Source organism: Pseudomonas edaphica, from assembly GCF_965277385.1.
GTDB lineage: Bacteria > Pseudomonadota > Gammaproteobacteria > Pseudomonadales > Pseudomonadaceae > Aquipseudomonas > Aquipseudomonas edaphica.
This window is the reverse complement of the sequence record NZ_OZ255725.1, coordinates 3,196,653-3,221,026: the sequence shown is the minus strand read 5'-3', so window position 1 is coordinate 3,221,026 and position 24,374 is coordinate 3,196,653. Positions and strand designations below refer to the sequence as shown.

Sequence of the window (24,374 nt, the reverse complement as noted above, 5' to 3'; positions counted from 1 at the left end):
GCAGCAAGCCTTTGGAAGAAGGGCATCAAGCTTGCTGGCGATGCTTTTTTTCCAGCTTCTTCTTGATCCGGTCGCGTTTAAGCGTGGACAGGTAATCAACAAACAGCTTGCCGTTGAGGTGGTCGCATTCATGCTGAATGCACACTGCCAGCAAGCCTTCGGCGATCAGTTCGTAGGGCTTGCCGTCACGGTCCAGGGCCTTGATCTTCACGCGCAGCGGGCGTTCGACGTTCTCGTAGAACTCCGGCACTGACAGGCAGCCTTCCTGGTATTCGCCCATCTCTTCGGTCAGCGGTTCGAACTCGGGGTTGATAAACACCCGCGGCTCGCTGCGATCTTCCGACAGGTCCATGACCACGACGCGCTGATGCACGTTGACCTGGGTCGCGGCGAGGCCGATGCCCGGGGCTTCATACATTGTTTCAAACATGTCATCGACCAACTGACGAACCTTGTCGTCCACTACGGCCACCGGTTTGGCGATCGTGCGCAGGCGCGAGTCGGGAAATTCGAGGATGTTCAAAATAGCCATAAGCGTAATTGCTGCACATGTGAGGTAGAGGCAAATCGGCGTTGGGATGGACCCAAACCGCCGGTGTGAAAGGTTCGAAAGCCGCTAAGGCTCTGGCATTTCACGCGAACGCACATAATAAAGGAGATTGACCCCATGAGGAAATCGCTACTCGTCTTGCTGTTGTGGGCGCCGCTCGCCATGGCCCTGGTTTCCCAGCCCGGCCCGCGCCTGGAACAGGCGACGCAACAGGCCATCCGCCACTTCTTGCTGCACAACCGCATTTTCGATACACCCCAGGACCTGGACAACGCCCCTTACATTGTTGCCGCCGACGCGGGGCGAGTCCTGGGCGCCAACGGTGAGCGCGTGCATGCCCGCGGTGACCTGGACCCGGCCCAGCCGGACTATGGGATCTTTCGTCGCGGTAAAACCTACACCGACCCGCAAACCCAGGAGCTGCTGGGCATCAATGCCGACGACATCGGCAGCGCACGCTTTGTATTGGCGGGCGACCTCAGCACCCTGGCCGTGCAAAGGGTGACCCAGGAAGTGCGCCCAGGCGACCGCTTGCTGCGTGCCGAACCGCCCGTCGAATGGGCTAACCGGGAGCCTGCGCCTTTCATCGAAGGGCACATTATCGATATTCCCAAGGGTGTCACCCAGATCGGCGTAATGGATGCCGTGACCTTGAACAAGGGCCGCCGTGACGGTCTGGCCGAAGGCCACCTGCTCACGGTGATCAAGGCCGGCGTGAGCGTACGCGACAGCCTCTCTGGCGCCCAGGCCCAACTCCCCGATGAAGATGCCGGCACGCTGCTGGTGTTTCGCACCTACGAAAAACTCAGTTATGGCCTGGTGCTCAGAGCCTCGCGTTCACTCGCGGTCATGGATCGATTCGAGACTGCCCGACAAACGCAATAAATAGCCTGCTAAATAAGTTACCAACAGAGTTATCCACAGCTTGTTCAGATCAAGGACGATCAAATGTATCCGACAAACAGCCCTGAAATTTCCCCTGCAGAACTGGAAGCCCGACTACGCTTGCACAGGCTGCCGGAACTGGGCCCCAAGCGTTTTCGTGTATTGATTGACGCATTTGGTTCTGCCTCCAAGGCCATCAGCGCCCCGGCGAGTGCCTGGCGTTCTCTCGGGTTGCCACCCATTAGCGCCGATGCCAGGCGCAGCCCTGAAAGTCGAGATGGCGCCAGTGATGCGCTCGCATGGTTGGAGCGCCCGGCCCAGCATTTACTGATGTGGGACCAGCCTGAGTACCCCGCGTTACTGGCGCAGATCGACGATGCACCGCCGTTATTATTCGTTGCCGGCGAGCCAAGCATTCTCGAAAAGCCGCAGTTGGCCATGGTCGGCAGTCGCCGTGCATCACGCCCTGGGATGGACACTGCCGCCGCCTTTTCGCGCAGCCTGGCAAGCGCCGGTTTTGTCATCACCAGTGGCTTGGCCTTGGGCATCGACGGTGCTGCGCACCAAGCGGCATTAGATGTCGGGGGGCAGACAATCGGCGTGCTCGGCACCGGCCTCGAAAATTTTTATCCACAACGCCACCGCCAGCTCGCCGCCGCGATGATTGCCCAGGGCAGCGCGGTGGTTTCCGAGTTTCCGCTGGACGCCGCGCCCCAGGCCGCCAACTTTCCACGGCGCAACCGGATCATCAGCGGCCTGTCGCTGGGGGTGCTGGTGGTGGAAGCCAGCATGGCCAGTGGTTCGCTGATCACCGCCAAGCTTGCCGCCGAGCAAGGGCGTGAAGTGTATGCGATTCCGGGCTCCATTCATCATCCGGGCGCCAAGGGCTGCCATCAGTTGATTCGCGACGGTGCGACGCTGGTGGAGTCCATCGAGCACATCCTGGACGGCTTGCGCGGTTGGCAGGCGTTGTCCCGCCCGGCGCCGATGCCGGTCACCCATCCGCTGGTGGCGCTGTTGCACGCGGCGCCCCTCACCAGCGAGGCCTTGGCGATTGCCAGCGGGCGGCCGTTGTCCCACACACTGGCGGCGCTTACCGAGCTTGAGCTTGAGGGCCAGGTGATCTGCGAAAGCGGGCGCTGGCTTGCGCGCGGCCCGCTTATGTAATTAGTTTTTGCAAAGAACATCGGTAAACTGCCCACAGCTTTAGTCCGGAGAGTGAGCAATGGTCAACAGGTGGCGTGTGCTGGAAGCCGCACGAGAAATTCGCGCAGGCGCGGTGATTGCCTATCCGACCGAAGCGGTCTGGGGCCTGGGCTGCGACCCGTGGAATGAAGACGCGGTGGACCGGCTGCTGGCGATCAAGAATCGCTCGGTCGACAAGGGGCTGATCCTGGTGGCGGACAATATCCGTCAGTTCGATTTTCTGTTTGAAGACTTCCCGGACACCTGGATCGACCGCATGGCCAGCACCTGGCCGGGGCCGAATACCTGGCTGGTGCCGCATCAGGGCATGTTGCCGGAATGGGTGACCGGTGTGCATGACACCGTGGCGCTGCGGGTCAGTGATCATCCGTTGGTTAGGGATTTATGCGCGCAGGTGGGGCCGTTGATCTCTACCTCAGCCAACCCGCAAGGCCGCCCGGCGGCGCGTACGCGGCTTCGTGTGGAGCAGTATTTCCGTGGCCAAGTGGATTTGGTGCTGGGTGGTGCCCTGGGTGGGCGCAAGAACCCGAGCCTGATTCGCGATTTGGCCACGGGTGAGGTAGTGCGGCCTTCTTGAGACCGAGGCGCAGCCATCGCGGGCAAGCCCGGCTCCCACAGGGGAATGCATTCCAAATGTGGGAGCAACTGTCTTAACCCACCGTCCGTCAGCGCCATTCTGTACCGTCTCGCAGCATGGCATTTAGTCTGATCAGCAGTATCCGCATGCAGGCGATGAGCGCGACTTTCGCGCTCTTGCCTCGCTCCCTTAGAGCCTCGTAGCGCGTTTTAAAGTCTGCTTGAAAGCGGATAACAACCCAACTCGACATGTATAACGCATGCCTGACACGGGTTCTTCCTCCGTATATCTGCCGTTTTCCATTGTGGTTTCCGCTGTCGTCGTTGTAAGGGGCTATGCCTGCTAACGCCGCCACTTCTCTGCGATCCAACTCGCCCAACTCCGGCAAGTAAACCAGCAAACTGGCGGCCGCGACTTTGCCAATCCCCTTCACAGACATGAGTCGCCTGGCCTTTTCTGCATCCAAATCAAACATGCCCTGAACGAGGTGTTTTTCCAGGGCTTTGATCTGCGCTTGCAGGTAGCGAATATGATCTTTGGTAGCGCTGACAACGGTTGGCAACTGAGCCTGCTGAAGTCGACGCTTATTGTCGTCGCGCTGCTGAACGAAGTGCTCACGTAATTGGATCAGTTCGCGCAGAGCTTCGCGCTCAGGAGAAATGACCTTTTCGTGAGACCCATGCAGCACTTCGGCAAAATCAGCCAGAACTGCCGCATCAATCGGGTCGGTCTTGGCATTTTTGCCCATGGCCACCGCGAAGGCTCTGGCCCGACGAGGATTGATTCGGAGCACTTGGAAATTCGTCTGTTGCAGTGCCGCCATGACCTGGCGCTCGTAGCCTCCCGTGGCCTCCAGCAATACCCGGCCAACCTCATAGCAGCTCAATCGTTTGATCAGCTCAACAAAGCCTTCAGATGTGTTTGGAATCTCGAAGCCTTCTTTCTGAGGTTGAACCCAGACAACAAGGTTTAATTTAGAGATATCGATGCCGACCCAGGAAATCATGGCAAAACCCTCTTACACTCAGGAGTGAGAGTGCTCTGGCTATGCCCACGCTTGTGATTCGAGTGGTGCTCGTCCAACTGTTCGGGCTTGTCGGCCAGAGTGGAAAGGTGGATGGCAGCTTTGCTCCCACTCGTGCTTCTAGCACCGCGGACTCACAGCTTGCCATCCACCCCTCTCACCTCAGAGTTTATTCCCAGATCAAGACACAAGCGGGCTTGCCCGCGATGGGGCCCTTACAAACGCGGAAGATCTTAGAGACTTATGGCAGCAAAATGGTCGACCCGGTCGTCCTGCGCCCCGACAACTCCGTCTGCGCCTTCGCCGCATCCGCCAGCGCAAACCGCTGGTTGATATCAATACGCACCTTGCCGCTCTTGATCATCGAGAACAGATCATCGGCCATCGCCTGCAAGTCTTTCGGGTTGCTGGCGTAAGTCGCCAGTGTCGGCCGAGTGACATACAACGAGCCCTTCGCCGCCAGAATCCCCAGGTTCACGCCATCCACCGCGCCCGACGCATTGCCGAAACTCACCACTAAACCCCGTGGCGCCACGCTGTCCAGCGAGGTCAGCCAGGTATCTTTGCCAACGCCGTCGTACACCACCGGGACTTTTTTGCCGTCGGTCAATTCCAGCACGCGCTGTGCGACGTTTTCCTTGCTGTAGTCGATGGTTTCCCAGGCGCCGAGGGATTTGGCCAGTGCGGCTTTTTCCGGTGAACTCACCGTGCCGATCAGCTTTACGCCCAGCGCCTTGGCCCATTGGCAGGCCAGGGAGCCCACGCCACCGGCAGCGGCGTGGAACAGAATGGTTTCGCCACCCTTCAACTCGTAAGTCTGACGCAGCAGGTACTGCACGGTCAGGCCCTTGAGCATCGCGCCAGCCGCCTGTTCGAAGCTGATAGCGTCCGGCAAGTGCACCAGGTTGGCGGCAGGCAACACATGCAGTTGGCTGTACGCACCCAGTGGGCCACTGCCGTAGGCCACGCGGTCACCGACCTTGAACTGCGTGACCTCGCTGCCAACCGCATCCACCACGCCAGCACCTTCTGCGCCAAGGCCCGATGGCAAGGCTGGCGGCGCATACAGGCCGCTGCGGAAATAGGTGTCGATGAAGTTCAGGCCGATGGCCTCGTTCCGTACACGAACCTGCTGTGGCCCAGGTTCTGCCGGGGTGTAGTCCACATACTCAAGCACTTCGGGGCCACCATGGGCGCTGAACTGGATACGTTTGGCCATCTGCACTTCTCCTGAGGTCGAATCGCGTAGCCCCCTATCCCACTCCTAAGCTTGATCTTCGTCAACTGCGGCGCGGTCGGGTGCAGTGGTATCCTGTGCGCCCATTTGCCGCCGACGCCCAATGGCCTCGCGTAGCTTTGCCCGATTCAAGGTGATGCCATGACTACCCGCACCGAGGCTGTAAAGGCCTACCTGCTTGACCTGCAAGACCGCATTTGCAGCGCCCTGGAAACCTTCGAGACGGATACTCGCTTTATCGAAGACGCCTGGACCCGGCCTGCCGGCGGCGGCGGTCGCACCCGTGTGATCGAAAACGGTTCGGTGATCGAAAAAGGCGGCGTCAACTTTTCCCACGTCTTCGGCAGCGGCCTGCCACCGTCCGCCAGCGCGCATCGCCCGGAACTGGCTGGGCGTGGCTTTGAAGCCCTCGGCGTGTCGCTGGTGATCCACCCGCACAACCCGCATGTGCCGACGTCCCACGCCAACGTGCGCTTTTTCATCGCCGAAAAAGACGGCGAAGAGCCGGTGTGGTGGTTCGGTGGCGGCTTCGACCTCACGCCCTACTACGGCAATGAAGAAGACTGCATCCACTGGCATCGCGTGGCCGAGCAGGCCTGTGCGCCGTTTGGCGCGGATGTGTATTCGCGCTACAAGGCCTGGTGCGACACCTACTTCCATATCAAGCACCGCAACGAACCGCGCGGCATCGGCGGCCTGTTCTTCGATGACTTGAACGAGTGGGGCTTCGACACCTGCTTCGCCTTCATCCGTGCCATCGGCGATGCCTACATCGACGCCTACCTGCCGATCGTGCAGCGTCGCAAGGCCATGGCTTACACCGAGCAGCAGCGCCAATTCCAGGAATTTCGTCGTGGCCGCTACGTCGAATTCAACCTGGTCTACGACCGGGGCACCCTGTTCGGCCTGCAATCGGGCGGGCGTACCGAGTCGATCCTGATGTCGCTGCCGCCGCAAGTACGCTGGAGCTACGACTGGAAGGCCGAAGCCGACAGCGAAGAAGCGCGCCTCACGGATTACTACCTGCAAGACCGCGACTGGTTGGGCCTCGCTGCGCCCAAGGCGGCTGTCTGATGGACCGTTATGTGGTGTTCGGCAACCCCATTGGCCACAGCAAGTCGCCGTTGATTCACCGCATGTTCGCCGAGCAGACCGGTGAGCAACTGGACTACAGCACCCTGCTCGCGCCGCTGGAGGATTTCACCGCCTGTGCCCGTGAGTTCTTTGCACAAGGCCGTGGCGCCAACGTCACCGTGCCGTTCAAGGAAGACGCCTACCGCCTGGCCAACAGCTTGACCGAACGCGCCCAGCGCGCAGGCGCTGTGAACACCCTGAGCAAGCTTGCCGACGGCACCTTGCTGGGCGACAACACCGACGGCGCCGGCCTGGTGCGCGACCTCACGGTGAACGCCGGGCTTAGCCTGCAAGGCAAACGCATCCTGCTGCTGGGCGCCGGTGGCGCCGTACGCGGGGCGTTGGAGCCATTACTGGCTGAGCAACCTGCGTCGCTGATCATCGCCAACCGCACCGTTGAAAAAGCCGAACTGCTTGCCGAGCTGTTCGACGATTTGGGGCCGGTGTCGGCCAGCGGTTTCGATTGGCTGCGTGAGCCGGTGGACGTGATCATCAATGCCACGTCTGCCAGCCTGTCAGGCGATGTACCGCCGATTGCCGGCAGCCTGATCGAACCGGGCAAGACCTTTTGCTACGACATGATGTACGCCAAGGAGCCGACCGCGTTCTGTCGCTGGGCTACCGAGCAAGGCGCGGCGGTGGCGATGGATGGTTTGGGCATGTTGGTGGAGCAGGCCGCAGAAGCCTTCTTCCTGTGGCGCGGCGTGCGCCCGCAGTCTGCGCCGGTGTTGGCTGAGTTGCGACGGCAGTTGGCTGCGGCATAAATCTGAATGTGAACACGGTCAAAATGTGGGAGCTGGCTTGCCTGCGATGGCGGTGTATCAGATACAGATGTGCTGGCTGATTCACCGCCATCGCAGGCAAGCCAGCTCCCACAGTTTTAACCGTGTTTATTCTTCAAAATGGATGGGGCATTTATCGGCCCCTTCCAGCTTTTTCAGTTCCTCGACGACTTGCGGCCGCGCCCGGCGCAACGTCAGGCTACGCCCCACACCCACCAACCGCCGCGCCTCCTGGTGCAGCATCTCCACCCCGGAATAGTCGATAAAGTTAATTTGCTGCGCCTCGATCACCACCCGCTCGCCCTGCAGGCTTTGCAGCCGCACTTGCAGGTAATGGCTGGCGCCGAAGAAGATCGAACCGCCTACCCGCAACACATCCTCATCACCGTCGCGCCATTGCTGAACCCGCGGCTGTGAGGTGCGTTTGAGGTAGAAAAACAACGATGCCAGCACGCCCGCGTAAATCGCCGTTTGCAGCTCCAGCAGCAAGGTCGCGACGCACGTCAGGCTCATCACCACAAACTCGGCGCGGCTGACGCGGAACAGCGCGCGAATGCCACGATGATCCACCAGGCCCCAGCAAATCAGCAGGATGCTTGCGGCCATGCTCGGGATCGGGATGTGCGCGATCAAGGCCGCGCCAAATAACGCAAACAATGCCACCCAGAGCGCGGAAAACACGCCCGCCAACGGCGAGCAGGCACCCGCTTCATAGCTGAGGCCGGAGCGGGTAAAGGAACCGGCCGACAAGTACCCGGAGAAAAAGCCCCCGACGATATTGGATAGACCCTGCGCACGGACTTCCTGATTGGCGTCGAGCAATTGCTGTGAACGCGCCGACAACGAGCGCGCAATCGACAGGCTGGTGACCAGCCCAAGCATGCCCACCGCCACGGCGCTGGGCAGCAGGCGCAGAAGTATATCCAGGTCCATCGGCAGCGGGCTGAACGGTGGCAGTTTGCCGATAAACGAACTCACCCGCGCCACATGCCCGAACATCGCCGGCCACAGCCACGCCACCAGGCTGCCCAGCGTCAGGGCGATCAACAGGGTTGGCCAACGCGGGACCAGGTATTTGAGCAGCGCGCCCACCAGCAAGGTGCCCAGGCCCAGCGCCAGTGAGGCGTGGTCCCATTCACCGGCATGGTCCACCAGTGCCAGCAAGCTATTGATCGCCGTGGCCTGGCTGGGCAAATCCAGCCCCAGCAAGTTGGGCAATTGCCCCAAGGCAATCACCACGGCAGCGCCCAGAGTGAAACCCAGCACCACCGAATGCGAGACGAAATTCACCAGCGCGCCAAAGCGCAGCATGCCCAGCAGCCACTGGAACACACCGGCGAGGAATGTGAGCAACAGGATCAGCGTGATGTAGTCCTGAGAGCCTGGAACGGCCAGCGGACTGACGCTGGCGTACAGGACGATGGAAATCGCCGCCGTCGGGCCGCAGATCAGGTGCCAGGAGGAGCCCCACAGGCAGGCGATCAAGACGGGGATGATGGCGGCATACAGGCCGTATTCGGGTGGGAGCCCGGCGATCAGCGCGTAGGCAATGGACTGCGGCAAGGCGAGCACGGCGCCGCTGAGCCCGACAATCGCGTCCCGGCCGACGCTGGCGCGGGTTTGGCGCGGCAGCCAGGCAAGGAAGGGGAAGAGAGTGTGGCGGTTGGGCCGGGGCATCGCAGACTCGGTAGAAAGGTTTAGCTCAGAGTATCAGTACACCTAAGTCTCTGTGGGAGCTGGCTTGCCTGCGATAGCATCACCTCGGTCTGTCTGGCAGACCGAGTTGTCTGTATCGCAGGCAAGCCAGCTCCCACAGGGATGCGCGGCGGCCCTTAGAGTTTGGCTTTTACGGCAGACAGTGCGTCTTTACCGTCGAGGGTTTTTACGCCATCCAGCCATGTGTCCAGTACCGCCGGGTTGGCTTTGATCCACGCTTTTGCCGCGTCGGCATTGCTGACTTTATTGTTGGCCACCTCGGCCATGATGCTGTTCTCCATCTCCTGGGTAAAACTCAGGTTGGTCAGCAACTTTCCTACGTTCGGGCAGGCCTGTGCATAACCCTTACGGGTCAAGGTATACACGCTGCCGGTGTCACCAAAATATTTCTCGCCGCCTTTGAGGTAATGCATTTTCAACTGCACGTTCATCGGGTGCGGCGTCCACCCGAGGAAGGTCACGAACTTCTGCTTTTTCACCGCCCGCGACACTTCGGCCAGCATCGCCTGCTCGCTGGACTCGATCAGCTTCCACTGGCCCAGGTCGAAGTCATTCTTCTTGATGATCTCCTGCAGCGAGATGTTCGCCGGCGCGCCGGAGCCAATGCCGTAGATCTTCTTGTCGAACTTGTCGGAAAATTTGTTCAAGTCGGAAAAATCATGCACACCGGCGTCCCACACATAGTCCGGCACGGCGAGGGTGAACTCGGTGCCGTCGAGGTTTTTCGCCAGTTGCACCACATCGCCATTGGCCACGAACTTGTCGTAGAAACCCTGCTGCGCCGGCATCCAGTTGCCCAGGAACACATCCACCTGGCCATCCTTGAGCCCGCCAAACGTGATCGGCACCGCCAGGGTGTCGACCTTGGCCTTATAGCCCATGCCGTTCAACAGGAAACCGGTGATGGCATTGGTGGCGGCGATATCGCTCCAGCCTGGATCGGCCATTTTTACCGTTTCGCAGCTAGCGTCTGCGTACACATTGGCGCTGCCCAGCACCAACATACTCAGTACCACGGTCAACTTTTGCATGGCCTTCCCTCTGTCTATTTATTGGTTTTGGCAGGGTTGTGGATAACGTGCCTTGCGCTCCAGGTCGTCGAGGTCGATATGGTTGCGCATGTATTGCTGACTGGCGTCCACCAGTGGCTGGTGATCCCAGCTCTTCAGCTTGCCTTGGGTCAGTGCCTCGAACACCAGGCGGCGACGGCGTTGGCTGGCGAGCACCTGCTGGTGGATCGCCGGGATGTCCCATTTGGCCCGCGCCTCATTCAAAAACGCCTCGAACAGTGGCCGGTGTTCCGGTGACTGGCTGAGGTCTTTCCGTTCATGCGGGTCGGTGTGTACATCGAACAGTAGACAAGGGTCGTCTTCGCTGTAGATGAATTTGTAGGCGCCGCGCCGAATCATCATCAGTGGGCTGATGGTGCCTTCGGCCATGTATTCGCCAAACACTTCGTCGTGCCCGCCCTGCCCTTGCAGGTGCGGGACCAGCGAGCGGCCGTCCAGCGCCAGGCGCGGGTCCAACTCGCCGCCGGCCAGTTCCACCAGGGTGGGCAGCAGGTCGGCGGTGGACACGGCGTTGCTCACGCGGCCCGCCGCAAACTGGCCGGGCGCACTCACCAGCAGCGGTACGCGGGCGGCCATTTCGAACCAGTGCATTTTGTACCAGAGGCCTCGCTCGCCGAGCATATCGCCGTGGTCGCCGGAGAAGATGATGATCGTGTCGTCGGCCAGGCCGGTGTCTTCCAGGGTTTGCAGGAGCTTGCCGACATTGCTGTCGATATAGCTGCACGCGCCGAAATACGCGCGGCGCGCATCGCGGATCTTGTCCACAGGCAGCGGCTTGCCCCACAGGTCGTAAACCTTGAGCAGGCGCTGGGAATGCGGGTCGAGATCGCCTTGCGCGGGGGTTGCCGGCATTGGGATGTCGTTGTCGTCGTACAGGTCCCAGAACGGCTTGGGAATGGTGTACGGGTCGTGTGGGTGCGTCATCGACACGGTGAGGCAGAACGGTTGGTTGCCGTCTTCACGGATATGGTCGAACAGATACTGCTGGGCTTTGAACACCACCTCTTCGTCGAAATCCAGCTGATTGGTGCGCACGCACGGCCCGGCTTGCAGCACCGACGACATGTTGTGGTACCAGGTGGGGCGCACGTTCGGTTCATCCCAGTTCACCGCCCAGCCATAGTCGGCCGGGTAGATGTCGCTGGTCAGGCGTTCTTCATAGCCGTGCAACTGATCTGGCCCGCAGAAATGCATCTTGCCCGACAGTGCCGTGCGGTAACCGAGGCGGCGCAGGTAGTGGGCATAAGTCGGTACATCGGCGGGGAAATCGGCGGCGTTGTCGTAGGCGCCAATCTTGCTCGGCAACTGGCCGCTGACCAGGGTGAAACGCGAAGGCGCGCACAGCGGGCTATTGCAGTAGGCGGCGTCAAACACCACGCCCTGTGCAGCCAGGCGGCTCAGGTTCGGCAACTTGATCGGGGAAGGTCCGTAGAGCGGCAGCATCGGCGCGGCCATTTGATCGGCCATGATGAAAAGAATGTTCTTGCGCTTCATGATCTATCGGCATTCCATAGGCGGTGTTTATGCGAATGAGCATGCAGCCCATGGAAAATGGGGTAAAGCCCATGGAAAGCAATGTCTAGGATAAGCACAGCTTATGTATGAAGCCCTCGGTGATCTGTCCCTCGACCTGCTGCGTGCCTTTGAAGCCGCGGCGCGCCATCGCAGCTTTACCGCCGCTGCGATGGAGCTAGGCACTACGCAGCCAGCCATCAGCCAGCAGATCAAGCGCCTTGAAGAGCAACTGGCGATCCGCCTGTTCGATCGCATCTACCGAGGCATCGAACTGACGGATGCGGGCGCGCTGTTGTTTGAACAGGTGCAAGGCGGTTTGCAGGCCATCAACCAAGGCCTCAGCACGATCACCCAGCAGGACCAGCACGAAGTGCTGCAAGTGGCCACCGACTTTGCTTTCGCCGCCTACTGGTTGATGCCGCGCCTGCATCGCTTTCACCAGGCCAACCCGCAGGTGGATGTGAGCCTGGTGACCAGCGAACGCAACCACGCGACTTTGCGCAGCGATATCGACGTGGCGGTGTTGTTTGGCGATGGTCGTTTCAAGCAGGGCGAGAGCTTGTGGCTGTTCAACGAGGAAGTGTTTCCGGTGTGCAGCCCGCAGTGGCTCAAGGCTCAATCCACGCCACTGACGGTGCAAAATCTGCACGATTACCCGCTGCTGCACCTGCGCCAGGAAAACAACAGCCAGTGGTTCGACTGGAGCGGCGTGTTTCGTGAGTTGGGCATCACCACGGCGCCCACGCCTGGGCAATTGCGCTTCGACAATTACACCCTGCTGATCCAGGCTGCGATTGCCGGCCAGGGCGTGGCCATCGGTTGGCGGCACTTGGTGGATAACCTGCTGGAACAGAACTGGCTGTGCCGGCCGATCAATGACACGGTGATCTCGCGCTTCGGTTATTACGTGGTGCAGCCCCAGCGCAAACGCCGGGGGCAACTGGTCGAGCGCTTTGTCGACTGGCTGGTGGCCGAGCAAGCCAGCAGCGCGCAGTCGTTGACCGGGCTGGCCCTGCCGTCGATTGCGGTCTAGGATCGGCGCATATTGGATCCGGATTTCGTCATGCAACGTATCAAGGGCTACCACGCCCATATCTACTTCGACGCCAGCACCATCGACCAGGCGCGCAAGCTCTGCGAGGACGCAGCCAAGCTGTTCCCGCTGAGCATGGGTCGTGTACACGAAAAGCCGGTCGGCCCCCACCCGGACTGGAGCTGCCAGCTGGCATTCGAGCCGGAATACATCGGCGTGGTGTTGCCCTGGCTGGCGCTGCATCGCGATGGGTTGGTGGTGTTCCTGCACCCGGATACCGGTGATGACCTGAAAGATCACACCGATTACGCGATCTGGATGGGCGCGATGCGTGAGCTGAACCTGTCTATTTTTTAACCACTGTTGCACCTGATCCCATCACCGTGAGCAAAGGCGATGGGATTTTTTATTATGTTCTCCCAATATATGGGACTGTTATTTATATATTGAGATATTGCCGGCCGTAGGTTTATATTCGCCCATCAGCTTTTTCAGCACCCACTCATTTCAGGTGAAGCGATGCAGGCGCAATTGATCGCGCTCGACTGGGGGACCAGCTCCCTTCGTGCTTACAAACTCGGCCCGGCTGGCTGTGTGCTCGAACAGCGCGCGTTGGCGTTCGGCATCATGCACCTGCCCAGCGAACCCCGGGTCATTGCTGGCGTGCTGTGCAGTGACGGCTTTGAGTTGGCGTTCGATGCGGCCTGCGGCGACTGGCTCGACGCGCAGCCCGGCCTGCAGGTGATTGCCTGCGGCATGGTCGGCAGCGCCCAAGGCTGGAGCGAAGCGGCCTATCGGCAAACGCCCGTCGACGTCGCCAGCCTCGGCCAGGCCTTGCACCCTGTGCGCAGCCTGCGCGGGGTGCAGGTGCATATTGTGCCGGGTGTGATCGAGCGGGTCGGCTTGCCCAATGTGATGCGTGGCGAAGAAACTCAAGTGCTGGGTGTGCTGCAAGGCCTGGGCGCCGACGTGTTGATCGGCCTGCCGGGCAGCCATTCCAAATGGGTCGAGGTGGTTGAAGGCTGCATCACCCACTTCGACACATTCATGACCGGTGAGCTGTTTGCGGTACTCAGTAAGCACAGCATTCTCGGGCGTACCCAGCAACAGTCCGAAAAATTCCAGGTCGCGGCGTTTGATCGTGGCGTCCACGTGGCGCTGTCAAACGACGGCCAGCGCGGCGTGCTGTCGACCTTGTTCAGCGCTCGTACCCTGGGGTTGACCGGCGAACTGGCGCCAGACGAGCAGCCCGATTATCTGTCCGGCCTGCTGATCGGCCACGAACTCGCCGGCTTGCCGCAGCAGGCCAAACACAAGCCTATCGTCCTGGTCGGCGCTGCCGACCTCTGCGCCCGCTACCAACGCGCCCTTGCCCTCTGCGGCTTCGTCCACGTCAGCCTCGCGCAGGAAGCCACCGCGCGCGGTCTGTGGCAGTTGGCCGTCGCTGCTGGGCTCACTCAACCTGTACAGGAGGCCTGACATGCTCAAGCAAGCACTCGCACACAACGGTTTGATCGCAATCTTGCGCGGCGTGCGCCCGGATGAAGCGCAGGCGGTCGGCCAGGTGCTCTATGAGGCCGGTTTTCGCGTGATCGAAGTGCCACTGAATTCGCCGGACCCTTACACCAGCATCCGCACCCTGCGCGACACCTTGCCCGCCGATTGCCTGATCGGCGCGGGCACCGTGTTGACCCCGGAACAGGTCGAGCAGGTCAAAGCCGCCGGCGGCCAAGTCATCGTCATGCCCCACAGCGATGCCAAGGTATTGCGTGCCGCCAAAGCGGCGGGGCTGTTCCTGTCGCCGGGTGTGGCGACGCCGACCGAAGCCTTCGCCGCGCTGGCCGAAGGCGCAGATGTTTTGAAGCTGTTCCCGGCCGAGCAAATGGGCCCGGCGGTGATCAAGGCGTGGCTGGCGGTATTGCCGACCGGCACCTTACTGCTGCCGGTGGGCGGCGTGACCCCAGGCAACATGCAGGTGTATTTCGACGCTGGCGCCAAGGGCTTTGGCCTGGGTTCCGGGTTGTTCAAACCGGGCATGTCGGTGGACCAAGTGGCGAGCAATGCCCAGGCCTATGTCGCGGCCTGGAACGCGCTTAACTGAACTCAAGGTTTGCGCCCCTGGCGCTGCATCGATAAGAGAGATAAGAAGATGAAAATCACCAAACTGACCACCTTTATCGTCCCGCCGCGCTGGTGCTTCCTCAAGGTCGAGACCGACCAGGGCGTGACCGGTTGGGGTGAGCCTGTGGTGGAGGGCCGCGCCCACACCGTGGCCGCCGCCGTTGAAGAACTTTCCGACTATTTGATCGGCAAAGACCCACGCAATATCGAAGATATCTGGACCGTGCTCTATCGCGGTGGCTTTTACCGTGGCGGCGCGGTGCACATGAGCGCCCTCGCCGGTATCGACCAGGCGCTGTGGGACATCAAGGGCAAGGCGCTCGGCGTGTCGGTCAGCGACCTGTTGGGTGGCCAGGTGCGTGACAAGATCCGCGTGTATTCCTGGATCGGCGGCGACCGCCCCGCCGACACCGCCCGTGCCGCCAAAGAGGCCGTGGCCCGTGGCTTCACCGCCGTGAAAATGAATGGCACCGAAGAATTGCAGTTCGTCGACAGCTTCGAGAAAGTCGACCTGGCATTGGCCAACGTTGCCGCCGTGCGCGATGCGGTCGGGCCTAATGTCGGCATCGGCGTCGACTTCCATGGCCGCGTGCACAAGCCCATGGCCAAGGTGCTGATGAAAGAGCTGGACCCGTACAAGCTGATGTTTATCGAAGAGCCGGTGCTCAGCGAAAACTACGAAGCGCTCAAAGAACTGGCGCCGTTGACCAGTACGCCGATTGCCCTGGGCGAGCGGCTGTTTTCCCGTTGGGACTTCAAGCGTGTGCTCAGCGAAGGTTATGTCGACATCATCCAACCGGACGCGTCCCACGCGGGCGGCATCACCGAAACCCGCAAGATCGCCAACATGGCCGAAGCCTACGACGTGGCCTTGGCCCTGCACTGCCCGCTAGGCCCGATTGCCCTGGCGGCGTGCCTGCAATTGGACGCGGTTTGCTACAACGCGTTTATTCAGGAGCAAAGCCTGGGTATTCACTACAACGAGAGCAATGATCTGCTCGATTACGTGCGCGATCCAGGCGTGTTCGACTATGACAAAGGCTTCGTGAAGATCCCCAACGGGCCGGGCCTGGGCATCGAGATCAACGAGGAATACGTGATCGAACGCGCCGCCATCGGCCACCGCTGGCGTAACCCGATCTGGCGGCATGCCGACGGCAGCTTTGCCGAGTGGTGATTGCTCACTGAAGGAACCGGATCAACTGTGGGAGCTGGCTTGCCTGCGATAGCGGTCCGCCTGTGCCAGATCAGTTAGCTGATGCACCGCCATCGCAGGCAAGCCAGCTCCCACATTGACCGCGCCCCGTCCTCAATAAACATAAGAAGAGGCAACCCCATGCACCCTGAATCCTTCACCGGGCAGGCTTCTCTCGTCACGCCTAGCAGAAAGCGTTTCTTCATCATGGTGCTGCTGTTTATCACCGTGGTGATCAACTACCTCGACCGCAGCAACCTGTCGATTGCCGCCCCGGCGCTCACCAGCGAACTGGGGATCGATCCGGTGCATGTCGGGCTGATCTTCTCCGCGTTCGGCTGGACCTACGCCGCCATGCAGATTCCCGGCGGCTGGCTGGTGGACCGCGTGCCGCCGCGCATTCTCTACACGGCTGCCCTGCTGTTGTGGTCTATCGCCACGGTAATGCTGGGGTTTGCGGCCAGCTTTATCGCGCTGTTCGTGCTGCGCATGGCCGTCGGCGCCCTGGAAGCACCGGCCTATCCGATTAACAGCCGCGTGGTCACCACTTGGTTCCCCGAGCGTGAGCGTGCCACCGCGATTGGCGTTTACACCTCCGGGCAGTTTGTCGGGCTGGCGTTCCTCACGCCGGTACTGGCCTGGCTGCAACACGCGTTTGGCTGGCACATGGTGTTTGTCGCCACCGGTGGCGTCGGCATCCTGTGGGCGTTGATCTGGTACGCGGTGTACCGCGAGCCGAAGGATTTCAAAGGCGCCAACGCGGCAGAAATCGAGCTGATCCGCGAGGGTGGCGGCCTGGTGGATATGCAGGCGAAAGCGGTCAAGGCGCCGTTCAGTTGGGTCGACCTCGGGATAGTGCTGAGCAAGCGCAAGCTGTGGGGCATCTACTTGGGGCAGTTCTGCCTGAACTCGACACTGTGGTTTTTCCTGACGTGGTTCCCCACCTATCTGGTGAAATATCGCGGCATGGACTTCATCAAGTCCGGCCTGCTGGCCTCGCTGCCATTCCTCGCTGCGTTTATCGGTGTGCTGTGTTCGGGGATTTTTTCTGATTGGCTGATTCGCCGGGGTACGTCGGTAGGGTTTGCGCGCAAGCTGCCGATCATTGGTGGGTTGCTGATTTCCACGGCGATCATCGGCGCCAACTATGTGGACTCGACGGCCTGGGTGATCGCGTTTCTGGCGCTGGCGTTCTTTGGCAATGGCCTGGCATCGATCACCTGGTCATTGGTGTCGACCCTGGCGCCGGCGCGGTTGTTGGGGCTGACGGGTGGGGTGTTTAACTTCATCGGCAACTTGTCGGCGATTACCACGCCGATAGTGATTGGCTTTCTGGCCAGTGGGGATTCGTTTGCGCCGGCGATTACCTATATCGCAGTGCTGGCATTGCTGGGGGCGCTGTCCTACGTGTTGCTGGTGGGCAAGGTCGAGCGCATCGAGCTGTAAATCCATTGTTTGAGTGGCCCGAAACCCTGTGGCGAGCGGGCTTGTTGTGGCGAGCGGGCTTGCCCCGCGTTGGGCTGCGCAGCAGCCCCAATAAAGCCACTGCGGTTTTTCCAGATGAAACCGTGTTGTCTGGTTTTGGGGGCGCTTCGCACCCCAACGCGGGGCAAGCCCGCTCGCCACAACAGCTCGCCCGCCACAAAAGCTTTGCTGGGCTAGTAGAGGGCGCCATCCAGGATTTGATAGACGATGCTGGTGCCGATGGCGATCAACACGATATCGCCGCCGGAACGACGCCATTCATACCCTGGGTATTGCGGCAGATGGGCCAAGGCGCGGTTGTCGAGGCGTTCGCCGTAGTAGTTGCGTGGCAGCGGTTGGCCCCGCACCAGGCGCACGCCAGGAGGTGGTGGTGCGCCACGGCGGAAGTCGTTGTGGTTGTCACGGATCACCTGGCGCACGGGGCCGAAGTCCTGTGGCGGGCCACGACGGTTATCCTGCGGGCCGCGGTGGTCGTCGCCGCGTTGCTCGTACTGGCCTTGCGGGCCGCCACGGCCTGGGCCATCGCCGCGTTGGTCGGGCGGCGCGGCCTGCGCCAGGGCACTTGCGCCGAGCATCAACACGCCAAGACCTGCGATCAAGCGTTTAGGCATTTTCATGGGGGCTTTCCTCAGTACTGCACGAACAAAAAAGGGATTTCGAACGAGGCTCGAAATCCCTTGGTCTTGTCAGTTTAGGTACTGGATTGCCCGGATGATTCCTCTGTATCAGGAACTTTACCCATTGCTACACGCCGCTTACGTACGGGCGTTACGGACACCTTCCGACAGCGCCGCGCAGAGGCTCAATACGCCATCAATTGCTTGCTGATCATTTTTCGCATTGGCGATGTGATCGATCAGCGCCGAACCGACCACCACACCGTCTGCCAGGCGGGCGATAGCGGCGGCTTGTTCCGGTGTGCGAATACCAAAGCCGATGCTGATCGGCAGGTCGGTATGCCGACGCAGGCGCGTTACCGCTTCCTCGACGTGTTCCAGGGTGGCGGCGCCGGCACCGGTCACACCGGCCACCGACACGTAATACACAAAGCCTGAGCTGCCGTTAAGCACGGTCGGCAGGCGCACGTCATCAGTGGTCGGCGTGGTCAGGCGGATAAAGTCGATGCCTGCAGCCTGGGCCGGGTCGCACAGCTCGCCGTTATGCTCGGGCGGCATGTCGACCACGATCAGGCCGTCGACACCGGCTTCTTTGGCGTCAGCGATAAACGTGGGCACGCCGTATTTGTGGATCGGGTTGAAGTAACCCATCAGCACCAGTGGCGTGTCCTGGTTGTCTTTGCGGAACTCGCGAACCATCTGCAGGGTTTTCAGCAGGTTCTGTTTGGCTTCCAGCGCACGGATGTTGGCGAGTTGAATCGCCGGGCCGTCGGCCATCGGGTCGGTGAAGGGCATGCCCAGCTCGATCACGTCGGCACCGGCGGCGGGCAAGCCCTTGAGGATCGCCAGCGAGGTGTCATAACCCGGGTCGCCGGCGGTGACGAAAGTCACCAGGGCGGCGCGGTTTTGTTCTTTCAGTTGCGCAAAACGGGTTTGCAGGCGGCTCATCAGTGTTTCTCCTGCTTTGACTGCTCTTGTTGAGAGTGTTCCATATGGTGCATCACGGTCTGCATGTCTTTGTCGCCACGGCCGGACAGGTTGACCACCATCAGGTGATCTTTCGGCAAGGTCGGTGCGCGCTTGAACACTTCAGCCAGGGCATGGGCGCTTTCCAGTGCAGGAATAATCCCTTCCAGGCGGCAGCATTTGTGGAAGGCTTCGAGGGCTTCGTCGTCGGTCACCGAGGTGTACTGAACACGGCCGATATCATGCAACCAGGCGTGTTCAGGGCCGATACCTGGGTAGTCGAGGCCGGCGGAAATCGAGTGGGCGTCGATGATCTGGCCGTCGTCGTCCTGCAACAGGAAGGTGCGGTTGCCGTGCAGCACGCCCGGTACACCGCCGTTGAGGCTGGCGGCGTGCTTGCCGGTTTCGATGCCGTGGCCGGCGGCTTCAACGCCGATGATTTCGACGCTGGTGTCATCCAGGAACGGGTGGAACAGGCCCATGGCGTTGGAACCACCGCCGATGCATGCCACCAGGCTGTCCGGCAGGCGGCCTTCCTGGGCTTGCAGCTGGTCGCGGGTTTCCTTGCCGATCACGGCTTGGAAATCGCGCACCATCGCCGGGTACGGGTGGGGGCCGGCCACGGTGCCGATCAGGTAGAAGGTGCTGTCGACGTTGGTCACCCAGTCACGCAGGGCTTCGTTCATCGCGTCTTTAAGGGTGCCGGTGCCGGCCACGACCGGGATCACTTCTGCGCCCAGCAGCTTCATGCGGAACACGTTGGCCTGCTGGCGCTCGATGTCGGTGGTGCCCATGTAGATCACGCAATCGAGGCCAAAGCGCGCCGCCACGGTGGCGGTGGCCACGCCGTGCATGCCCGCGCCGGTCTCGGCGATGATGCGTTTTTTGCCCATGCGCCGCGCCAGCAGGATCTGGCCGATGCAGTTGTTGATCTTGTGCGCGCCGGTGTGGTTGAGCTCTTCGCGCTTGAGGTAGATCTTGGCGCCGCCACAGAACTCGGTCAGGCGCTCGGCGAAATACAGCGGGCTTGGGCGCCCGACATAGTCGCGTTGGAAGTAGGCCAGTTCTTCGTTGAACGCAGGATCGATCTTGGCCGCTTCGTATTCGCGGGCCAGGTCGAGGATCAACGGCATCAGGGTTTCAGCGACGTAGCGGCCGCCGAACGTGCCAAACAGGCCGTTGGCGTCGGGGCCGTTGCGAAGGTCGGTCTGGGACTGAGTCATGGGGCGCTCCAGGAAAGAAGGTGAGGAGAGGCAATGACGGCCACTCTACCCCTGACGCGCCAGGCTGAAAACCGATAAGATCGCCACAACCTGTCAGGAAAACTCACAGATGAGCCGAGACCTACCGCCCCTCAATGCCTTGCGTGCGTTTGAGGCCACCGCCCGCTTGAACAGCGTCAGTCAGGCAGCCGAGCAACTGCATGTGACCCATGGCGCGGTCAGTCGCCAGTTGAAGGTGCTGGAAGAGCACTTGGGTGTCAGCCTGTTCGCCAAAGACGGGCGCGGCCTTAAACTCACAGATGCAGGCGTTCGGCTCAGGGATGCCAGTGCCGAAGCGTTCGAGCGTTTAAGGGATGTTTGCGCCGAACTGACCCAGGCCGGCGCCGATGCGCCTTTTGTGCTCGGCTGCTCGGGCAGCTTGTTGGCGCGCTGGCTGATTCCGCGCCTGGGCCGCTTGAACGCAGACTTGCCCGACTTGCGTCTGCACCTGTCGGCGGGTGACGGCGACCTCGACCCACGGCGCCCCGGCCTGGATGCCCTGCTGGTTTTTGCTGAGCCGCCATGGCCAGCGGACATGCAGGTGTATGAGTTGGCCAGCGAGCGCATTGGCCCGGTAATGAGCCCGCGCTTCGCCGGTTACGAACGCCTGCGCCAGGCGCCGCCCCACGCCCTGTGCGGTGAAGCCTTGTTACACACCACCTCGCGCCCGCAGGCCTGGCCCATCTGGGCGCAGCAACATGACATCGAGCCCGGCGCGTTGAAGCACGGCCAGGGTTTTGAGCATTTGTATTATTTGCTGGAGGCGGCGGTGGCGGGTTTGGGTGTGGCAATTGCGCCCGAACCGCTGGTGGCAGAGGACCTGCGAGCGGGTCGCCTGGTGGCGCCGTGGGGTTTCAGTGAAACCCCGGCGCACCTGGCGTTGTGGCTACCCAAGCGCGCCGCAGACGGGCGCGCGGGTCAGTTGGCGCAGTGGCTCAAGGCTGAGCTGTTGCGCCAGCCAGTTTAGTCACCGCGTTTGCACAGCAGGTAAGCCGCCAACAGGCCCAGCGCGCCAACGGCAACGCCGGCGGTAGTCCATGGGTGCTCTTGTGCGTAGTCACGGGTTGCCGCGCTGGTTTCGCGGATTTTGACTTTGCTTTCTTCGTAGGCATCGCTGATCAGGTGGCGGGAATGCTTGAGGGCATTCTCGGCATTGCTTTTCAGGGCCTTCAGCGTTTTGCGCGACTCATCGGACGCATCGTCCTTGAGGCTCTCAAGGGACTTGAGCAGGCTCGAAATCTCGGCTTCCATGCTTTCCAGCGACGCTTTGCGTAAAGAAGTGTTGGCCATGTGGAACTCTCCTGAAGTGATTGAGTGGCATGTGTAGATACCGACTCCACGGTTTTCAGAAAGTGCAGTAAATCTGAACTTTCGAGTGGGATTGGTCGCCAGAAGCAGTACGAAGATTCACTGCTACGCTCACTAGAGACCTCAGGAGAAACGTTATGTCTGATCATCACACCTACAAGAAAGTCGAACTGGTCGGCTCCTCGACCACCAGCATCGAAGACGCCATCAACAACGCCATCGCTGAAGCGCACAAGAGCATCAAGCACCTGGAGTGGTTCGAAGTGACCGAAACACGCGGCCATATCAAGGACGGCAAGGCCGCGCACTTCCAGGTCACGCTCAAGGTGGGATTCCGAATTGCCAGTAGTTGATCCCGCGAGTTGAACTTGCTGACTGGCCGATTGCCATAACCTGCGCTACAACCATTGGGTGCCGACGCCACAAGCGTCGGCACGCTCTTTTCGATCAGCGCAAGGAAAGTAACGGATGAAGAAGTTCCTGTTAGCGGTAGGTTTGTTGAGCATTGCGGGCACTGCCCTGGCGGCGGGCAAGCCTTGTGAAGAGCTGAAAGGTGAACTCGCGGCGAAGCTCGACGCTAAAGGTGTTCAGCATTATTCGCTGGATGTTGTCGACAAAGGCGCGGCGGCCGATGGCAAAGTGATTGGCAGCTGCGAAGGCGGCACCAAGGAAATCGTCTACAAGCGCGGTTAATCCCGTGCAGACATGAAACGACGCACTTGTGGCGAGGGAGCTTGCTCCCGCTGAGTGCGCAGCGCTCCCTTTCTTTTGGGGCCGCTACGCAGCCCAGCGGGAGCAAGCTCCCTCGCCACAGGTGCGTCGTTTTTTTCGCCTGCGGGTAATCAGCCCTTCATCACCTGCGCCAGCAGCTCGTAGGAATGAATCCGGTCGGCATGCTCATACAGGTCGCTGGTAAAGATCAGCTCATCGGCGCCGGTTTGCTCGATCAACACTTCCAACTTCGCACGGATCTTCGCTGGGCTACCGACCATGGCCAGGCCAAGGAAGCTGCCCACCGCGTCTTTTTCATGGGGCAGCCACAGGCCGTCCATGGTTTTCACCGGCGGGCGTTGCACCAGGCTTTGCCCGCGCATCAGCGCCAGGATGCGTTGGTACACGGAAGTGGCCAGGTAGTCGGCCTGCTCGTCGGTATCGGCGGCCACCAAGGGAATGCCAAGCATCACGTAGGGCTTGTCCAGCACGGCTGAAGGCTTGAAGTGATTGCGGTACACGCGAATCGCCTCGTGCATCAAGCGGGGTGCGAAATGGGAGGCGAAGGCGTAGGGCAAACCACGCTCACCGGCCAGTTGTGCGCTGAACAGGCTGGAACCGAGCAGCCACACCGGCACGTTGGTGCCGGTACCGGGAACGGCGATGATCCGTTGGTCGGGCGTGCGTGGCCCCAGGTAGGCCATCAGTTCGGCCACATCTTCCGGAAACTCGTCAGCGCTGCCGGAGCGTTCACGGCGCAGGGCGCGGGCGGTCATCTGGTCGGAACCGGGGGCGCGGCCCAGGCCCAGGTCGATACGGCCGGGGTACAGGCTTTCCAGGGTGCCGAACTGCTCGGCAATCACCAACGGCGCGTGGTTGGGCAGCATCACACCGCCGGAGCCGACGCGAATCGTTGAGGTGCCACCGGCCAAATAACCCAGCAGCACCGAAGTGGCCGAGCTGGCGATGCCGTCCATATTATGGTGTTCAGCTACCCAGAAACGGTTGTAGCCGAACTTTTCCACGTGCTGGGCCAGGTCCAGCGAGTTGCGCAATGACTGCGCGATGCTGCCGTTGGCGCGCACGGGCACGAGGTCGAGGGTCGAGAACTTCACGTCGGACAGCGATTTCATAAGCCTGCTTCTCCATTAGGTGCGCAGGCTTATAGACGAACCAAAACCTGCCGCTTCATGTGCATGCTCTATGCAATGAGGGCATATACCCGAGATTCAATAGCAACTGCGAAATTTCCTACTAAATCGCTAGGTTTCTCCGACAAGATGAACTTTGCCGGGCCGTCTATCCTCAGAACCCTTACTGACGCAAAACCACCGTTCGAGGAGAGAGCTATGAGTATTGTTAAAAAAGCATCCGCGCATTGGGAGGGTGATCTGAAGACGGGCCTGGGTTCCATCTCCACGGAAACCGGCGTGCTGCGCGAAGCACCCTATGGCTTCAAGGCCCGTTTCGAAGGCGGCAAGGGCACCAACCCTGAAGAGTTGATCGGCGCGGCCCACGCTGGCTGTTTCTCCATGGCATTCTCCATGATTCTGGGCGATGCCGGCCTTAAGGCTGACAGCATCGACACCCAGGCTGAAGTGACCCTGGACCAGGTGGATGGCGGTTTTGCGATTACCGCCGTGCATTTGGTCTTGAAAGCCAAGATCCCCGGTGCAAGCCAGGCGCAGTTCGAGGAACTGAGCAAAAAGGCGAAGGAAGGCTGCCCAGTGTCGAAAGTGCTGAACGCAAAAATCAGCCTGGATGCCACGCTGGTCTAACTGACACAGCAAGATCCCCTGTGGGAGCGGGCTTGTGTGGGAGCCGGGCTTGCCCGCGATAGGTTCACCTCGGTTATCCAGTTGTATCGAGGCGTTGCCATCGCAGGCAAGCCAGCTCCCACAAAGGCCCGTTCCCATAGTTTGTTGTGCGTTAAATCAGAACTCGCGTTTCCAAAATGTGGTCGAATAGCCTAGGCGCACA

At 60.9% G+C, this 24,374-nt stretch carries 26 protein-coding genes; 15 read left to right on the top strand and 11 right to left on the bottom strand.

The window, feature by feature from the left end:
• Positions 1 to 25 precede the first annotated feature (25 nt).
• Positions 26 to 532 (bottom strand): peptide deformylase, encoded by a 507-nt coding sequence (gene def, locus ACQY47_RS14510; protein ID WP_017135146.1) that lies wholly within the window; start codon positions 530 to 532, stop codon positions 26 to 28.
• Between the two features lie 135 nt (positions 533 to 667).
• On the opposite strand from def, the gene ACQY47_RS14505 reads away from it, so the two are divergent.
• The 3 genes from ACQY47_RS14505 (at position 668) to ACQY47_RS14495 (ending at position 3,218) form a co-directional block, all read left to right on the top strand.
• Positions 668 to 1,435 (top strand): peptidoglycan-binding protein, encoded by a 768-nt coding sequence (locus ACQY47_RS14505; RefSeq protein WP_428557320.1) that lies wholly within the window; start codon positions 668 to 670, stop codon positions 1,433 to 1,435.
• 63 nt (positions 1,436 to 1,498) lie between these two features.
• A complete protein-coding gene (gene dprA, locus ACQY47_RS14500) occupies positions 1,499 to 2,602 on the top strand; it encodes a DNA-processing protein DprA (RefSeq protein WP_428557319.1) in 1,104 nt (367 codons plus the stop codon).
• A gap of 58 nt (positions 2,603 to 2,660) precedes the next feature.
• Positions 2,661 to 3,218: an L-threonylcarbamoyladenylate synthase gene (locus tag ACQY47_RS14495; RefSeq protein WP_056860965.1), complete on the top strand. Its 558-nt coding sequence runs from the start codon at positions 2,661 to 2,663 to the stop codon at positions 3,216 to 3,218.
• 88 nt (positions 3,219 to 3,306) lie between these two features.
• Here the strand turns inward: ACQY47_RS14495 and ACQY47_RS14490 are convergent, their stop codons facing one another.
• Entirely contained in the window at positions 3,307 to 4,224 is a 918-nt protein-coding gene (locus tag ACQY47_RS14490) for an IS110 family transposase (protein WP_017139096.1), read from the bottom strand.
• Between the two features lie 259 nt (positions 4,225 to 4,483).
• Positions 4,484 to 5,461, bottom strand: coding sequence for an NADPH:quinone reductase (locus ACQY47_RS14485; protein WP_017135150.1), 978 nt, complete (start codon positions 5,459 to 5,461; stop codon positions 4,484 to 4,486).
• A gap of 159 nt (positions 5,462 to 5,620) precedes the next feature.
• Here ACQY47_RS14485 and hemF point away from each other — a divergent pair, with 159 nt between their 5' ends.
• Both hemF and aroE read left to right on the top strand, forming a co-directional pair.
• Complete coding sequence (gene hemF / locus ACQY47_RS14480) at positions 5,621 to 6,553, top strand: oxygen-dependent coproporphyrinogen oxidase (RefSeq protein WP_017135151.1); 933 nt, start codon at positions 5,621 to 5,623, stop codon at positions 6,551 to 6,553.
• Entirely contained in the window at positions 6,553 to 7,377 is an 825-nt protein-coding gene (gene aroE, locus ACQY47_RS14475) for a shikimate dehydrogenase (protein WP_428557318.1), read from the top strand. Before hemF ends, aroE begins: the two co-directional genes overlap by 1 nt.
• A gap of 126 nt (positions 7,378 to 7,503) precedes the next feature.
• On the opposite strand, the gene ACQY47_RS14470 is transcribed toward aroE, so the two are convergent.
• The 3 genes from ACQY47_RS14470 to betC all read right to left on the bottom strand — a co-directional run bounded on the left by ACQY47_RS14470 (position 7,504) and on the right by betC (position 11,675).
• On the bottom strand, positions 7,504 to 9,072 hold the full coding sequence (locus tag ACQY47_RS14470; RefSeq protein WP_428557317.1) for a SulP family inorganic anion transporter: 1,569 nt from the start codon (positions 9,070 to 9,072) through the stop codon (positions 7,504 to 7,506).
• Between the two features lie 155 nt (positions 9,073 to 9,227).
• Complete coding sequence (gene choX / locus ACQY47_RS14465) at positions 9,228 to 10,142, bottom strand: choline ABC transporter substrate-binding protein (RefSeq protein ID WP_428557316.1); 915 nt, start codon at positions 10,140 to 10,142, stop codon at positions 9,228 to 9,230.
• A gap of 18 nt (positions 10,143 to 10,160) precedes the next feature.
• Entirely contained in the window at positions 10,161 to 11,675 is a 1,515-nt protein-coding gene (gene betC / locus ACQY47_RS14460; RefSeq protein ID WP_428557315.1) for a choline-sulfatase, read from the bottom strand.
• Between the two features lie 103 nt (positions 11,676 to 11,778).
• Here betC and ACQY47_RS14455 point away from each other — a divergent pair, with 103 nt between their 5' ends.
• The 6 genes from ACQY47_RS14455 to ACQY47_RS14430 all read left to right on the top strand — a co-directional run bounded on the left by ACQY47_RS14455 (position 11,779) and on the right by ACQY47_RS14430 (position 17,491).
• Positions 11,779 to 12,729: a choline sulfate utilization transcriptional regulator gene (locus tag ACQY47_RS14455; RefSeq protein WP_017137931.1), complete on the top strand. Its 951-nt coding sequence runs from the start codon at positions 11,779 to 11,781 to the stop codon at positions 12,727 to 12,729.
• A 30-nt stretch (positions 12,730 to 12,759) separates the two neighbouring features.
• Positions 12,760 to 13,086, top strand: coding sequence for a DOPA 4,5-dioxygenase family protein (locus ACQY47_RS14450; protein ID WP_026013770.1), 327 nt, complete (start codon positions 12,760 to 12,762; stop codon positions 13,084 to 13,086).
• Between the two features lie 162 nt (positions 13,087 to 13,248).
• Entirely contained in the window at positions 13,249 to 14,208 is a 960-nt protein-coding gene (locus ACQY47_RS14445) for a 2-dehydro-3-deoxygalactonokinase (protein ID WP_428557314.1), read from the top strand.
• Between the two features lies 1 nt (position 14,209).
• A complete protein-coding gene (locus ACQY47_RS14440; protein ID WP_017137928.1) occupies positions 14,210 to 14,830 on the top strand; it encodes a 2-dehydro-3-deoxy-6-phosphogalactonate aldolase in 621 nt (206 codons plus the stop codon).
• 48 nt (positions 14,831 to 14,878) lie between these two features.
• Complete coding sequence (gene dgoD / locus ACQY47_RS14435; RefSeq protein ID WP_017137927.1) at positions 14,879 to 16,027, top strand: galactonate dehydratase; 1,149 nt, start codon at positions 14,879 to 14,881, stop codon at positions 16,025 to 16,027.
• A 159-nt stretch (positions 16,028 to 16,186) separates the two neighbouring features.
• Positions 16,187 to 17,491, top strand: coding sequence for an MFS transporter (locus ACQY47_RS14430; protein WP_099550181.1), 1,305 nt, complete (start codon positions 16,187 to 16,189; stop codon positions 17,489 to 17,491).
• Positions 17,492 to 17,703: 212 nt separating this feature from the next.
• Here ACQY47_RS14430 and ACQY47_RS14425 read toward each other — a convergent pair whose 3' ends face one another.
• The 3 genes from ACQY47_RS14425 to trpB all read right to left on the bottom strand — a co-directional run bounded on the left by ACQY47_RS14425 (position 17,704) and on the right by trpB (position 20,336).
• Positions 17,704 to 18,147, bottom strand: a complete 444-nt coding sequence (locus ACQY47_RS14425) for an anti-virulence regulator CigR family protein (protein ID WP_017137925.1) — start codon at positions 18,145 to 18,147, stop codon at positions 17,704 to 17,706.
• Between the two features lie 138 nt (positions 18,148 to 18,285).
• Positions 18,286 to 19,095: a tryptophan synthase subunit alpha gene (trpA, locus tag ACQY47_RS14420; protein WP_017137924.1), complete on the bottom strand. Its 810-nt coding sequence runs from the start codon at positions 19,093 to 19,095 to the stop codon at positions 18,286 to 18,288.
• Positions 19,095 to 20,336 (bottom strand): tryptophan synthase subunit beta, encoded by a 1,242-nt coding sequence (gene trpB / locus ACQY47_RS14415; protein ID WP_170040613.1) that lies wholly within the window; start codon positions 20,334 to 20,336, stop codon positions 19,095 to 19,097. The genes trpA and trpB overlap by 1 nt, the downstream gene beginning before the upstream one ends.
• Positions 20,337 to 20,445: 109 nt before the next feature.
• On the opposite strand from trpB, the gene ACQY47_RS14410 reads away from it, so the two are divergent.
• Positions 20,446 to 21,342 (top strand): LysR family transcriptional regulator, encoded by an 897-nt coding sequence (locus ACQY47_RS14410; RefSeq protein ID WP_428557313.1) that lies wholly within the window; start codon positions 20,446 to 20,448, stop codon positions 21,340 to 21,342.
• Here the strand turns inward: ACQY47_RS14410 and ACQY47_RS14405 are convergent.
• Complete coding sequence (locus tag ACQY47_RS14405) at positions 21,339 to 21,665, bottom strand: DUF883 family protein (protein ID WP_003187304.1); 327 nt, start codon at positions 21,663 to 21,665, stop codon at positions 21,339 to 21,341. The two genes, ACQY47_RS14410 and ACQY47_RS14405, sit on opposite strands and share 4 nt — an antisense overlap.
• A 155-nt stretch (positions 21,666 to 21,820) precedes the next feature.
• Here ACQY47_RS14405 and ACQY47_RS14400 point away from each other — a divergent pair, with 155 nt between their 5' ends.
• Positions 21,821 to 22,036: a dodecin gene (locus ACQY47_RS14400; RefSeq protein ID WP_016969657.1), complete on the top strand. Its 216-nt coding sequence runs from the start codon at positions 21,821 to 21,823 to the stop codon at positions 22,034 to 22,036.
• Between the two features lie 115 nt (positions 22,037 to 22,151).
• Entirely contained in the window at positions 22,152 to 22,376 is a 225-nt protein-coding gene (locus ACQY47_RS14395) for a DUF1161 domain-containing protein (RefSeq protein ID WP_017137921.1), read from the top strand.
• Between the two features lie 149 nt (positions 22,377 to 22,525).
• Here the strand turns inward: ACQY47_RS14395 and ACQY47_RS14390 are convergent, their stop codons facing one another.
• A complete protein-coding gene (locus ACQY47_RS14390) occupies positions 22,526 to 23,527 on the bottom strand; it encodes an LLM class flavin-dependent oxidoreductase (RefSeq protein ID WP_017137920.1) in 1,002 nt (333 codons plus the stop codon).
• A gap of 216 nt (positions 23,528 to 23,743) precedes the next feature.
• Here ACQY47_RS14390 and ACQY47_RS14385 point away from each other — a divergent pair, with 216 nt between their 5' ends.
• Complete coding sequence (locus ACQY47_RS14385; protein ID WP_017137919.1) at positions 23,744 to 24,172, top strand: OsmC family protein; 429 nt, start codon at positions 23,744 to 23,746, stop codon at positions 24,170 to 24,172.
• Positions 24,173 to 24,374 lie beyond the last annotated feature (202 nt).

Excerpts from the sequence above, each read along its gene's own strand:
- def (WP_017135146.1), bottom strand. The coding sequence starts at position 532 with ATGGCTATTTTGAACATCCTCGAATTTCCCGACTCGCGCCTGCGCACG.
- ACQY47_RS14505 (WP_428557320.1), top strand. The coding sequence starts at position 668 with ATGAGGAAATCGCTACTCGTCTTGCTGTTGTGGGCGCCGCTCGCCATG.
- dprA (WP_428557319.1), top strand. The coding sequence starts at position 1,499 with ATGTATCCGACAAACAGCCCTGAAATTTCCCCTGCAGAACTGGAAGCC.
- ACQY47_RS14495 (WP_056860965.1), top strand. The coding sequence starts at position 2,661 with ATGGTCAACAGGTGGCGTGTGCTGGAAGCCGCACGAGAAATTCGCGCA.
- ACQY47_RS14490 (WP_017139096.1), bottom strand. The coding sequence starts at position 4,224 with ATGATTTCCTGGGTCGGCATCGATATCTCTAAATTAAACCTTGTTGTC.
- ACQY47_RS14485 (WP_017135150.1), bottom strand. The coding sequence starts at position 5,461 with ATGGCCAAACGTATCCAGTTCAGCGCCCATGGTGGCCCCGAAGTGCTT.
- hemF (WP_017135151.1), top strand. The coding sequence starts at position 5,621 with ATGACTACCCGCACCGAGGCTGTAAAGGCCTACCTGCTTGACCTGCAA.
- aroE (WP_428557318.1), top strand. The coding sequence starts at position 6,553 with ATGGACCGTTATGTGGTGTTCGGCAACCCCATTGGCCACAGCAAGTCG.
- ACQY47_RS14470 (WP_428557317.1), bottom strand. The coding sequence starts at position 9,072 with ATGCCCCGGCCCAACCGCCACACTCTCTTCCCCTTCCTTGCCTGGCTG.
- choX (WP_428557316.1), bottom strand. The coding sequence starts at position 10,142 with ATGCAAAAGTTGACCGTGGTACTGAGTATGTTGGTGCTGGGCAGCGCC.
- betC (WP_428557315.1), bottom strand. The coding sequence starts at position 11,675 with ATGAAGCGCAAGAACATTCTTTTCATCATGGCCGATCAAATGGCCGCG.
- ACQY47_RS14455 (WP_017137931.1), top strand. The coding sequence starts at position 11,779 with ATGTATGAAGCCCTCGGTGATCTGTCCCTCGACCTGCTGCGTGCCTTT.
- ACQY47_RS14450 (WP_026013770.1), top strand. The coding sequence starts at position 12,760 with ATGCAACGTATCAAGGGCTACCACGCCCATATCTACTTCGACGCCAGC.
- ACQY47_RS14445 (WP_428557314.1), top strand. The coding sequence starts at position 13,249 with ATGCAGGCGCAATTGATCGCGCTCGACTGGGGGACCAGCTCCCTTCGT.
- ACQY47_RS14440 (WP_017137928.1), top strand. The coding sequence starts at position 14,210 with ATGCTCAAGCAAGCACTCGCACACAACGGTTTGATCGCAATCTTGCGC.
- dgoD (WP_017137927.1), top strand. The coding sequence starts at position 14,879 with ATGAAAATCACCAAACTGACCACCTTTATCGTCCCGCCGCGCTGGTGC.
- ACQY47_RS14430 (WP_099550181.1), top strand. The coding sequence starts at position 16,187 with ATGCACCCTGAATCCTTCACCGGGCAGGCTTCTCTCGTCACGCCTAGC.
- ACQY47_RS14425 (WP_017137925.1), bottom strand. The coding sequence starts at position 18,147 with ATGAAAATGCCTAAACGCTTGATCGCAGGTCTTGGCGTGTTGATGCTC.
- trpA (WP_017137924.1), bottom strand. The coding sequence starts at position 19,095 with ATGAGCCGCCTGCAAACCCGTTTTGCGCAACTGAAAGAACAAAACCGC.
- trpB (WP_170040613.1), bottom strand. The coding sequence starts at position 20,336 with ATGACTCAGTCCCAGACCGACCTTCGCAACGGCCCCGACGCCAACGGC.
- ACQY47_RS14410 (WP_428557313.1), top strand. The coding sequence starts at position 20,446 with ATGAGCCGAGACCTACCGCCCCTCAATGCCTTGCGTGCGTTTGAGGCC.
- ACQY47_RS14405 (WP_003187304.1), bottom strand. The coding sequence starts at position 21,665 with ATGGCCAACACTTCTTTACGCAAAGCGTCGCTGGAAAGCATGGAAGCC.
- ACQY47_RS14400 (WP_016969657.1), top strand. The coding sequence starts at position 21,821 with ATGTCTGATCATCACACCTACAAGAAAGTCGAACTGGTCGGCTCCTCG.
- ACQY47_RS14395 (WP_017137921.1), top strand. The coding sequence starts at position 22,152 with ATGAAGAAGTTCCTGTTAGCGGTAGGTTTGTTGAGCATTGCGGGCACT.
- ACQY47_RS14390 (WP_017137920.1), bottom strand. The coding sequence starts at position 23,527 with ATGAAATCGCTGTCCGACGTGAAGTTCTCGACCCTCGACCTCGTGCCC.
- ACQY47_RS14385 (WP_017137919.1), top strand. The coding sequence starts at position 23,744 with ATGAGTATTGTTAAAAAAGCATCCGCGCATTGGGAGGGTGATCTGAAG.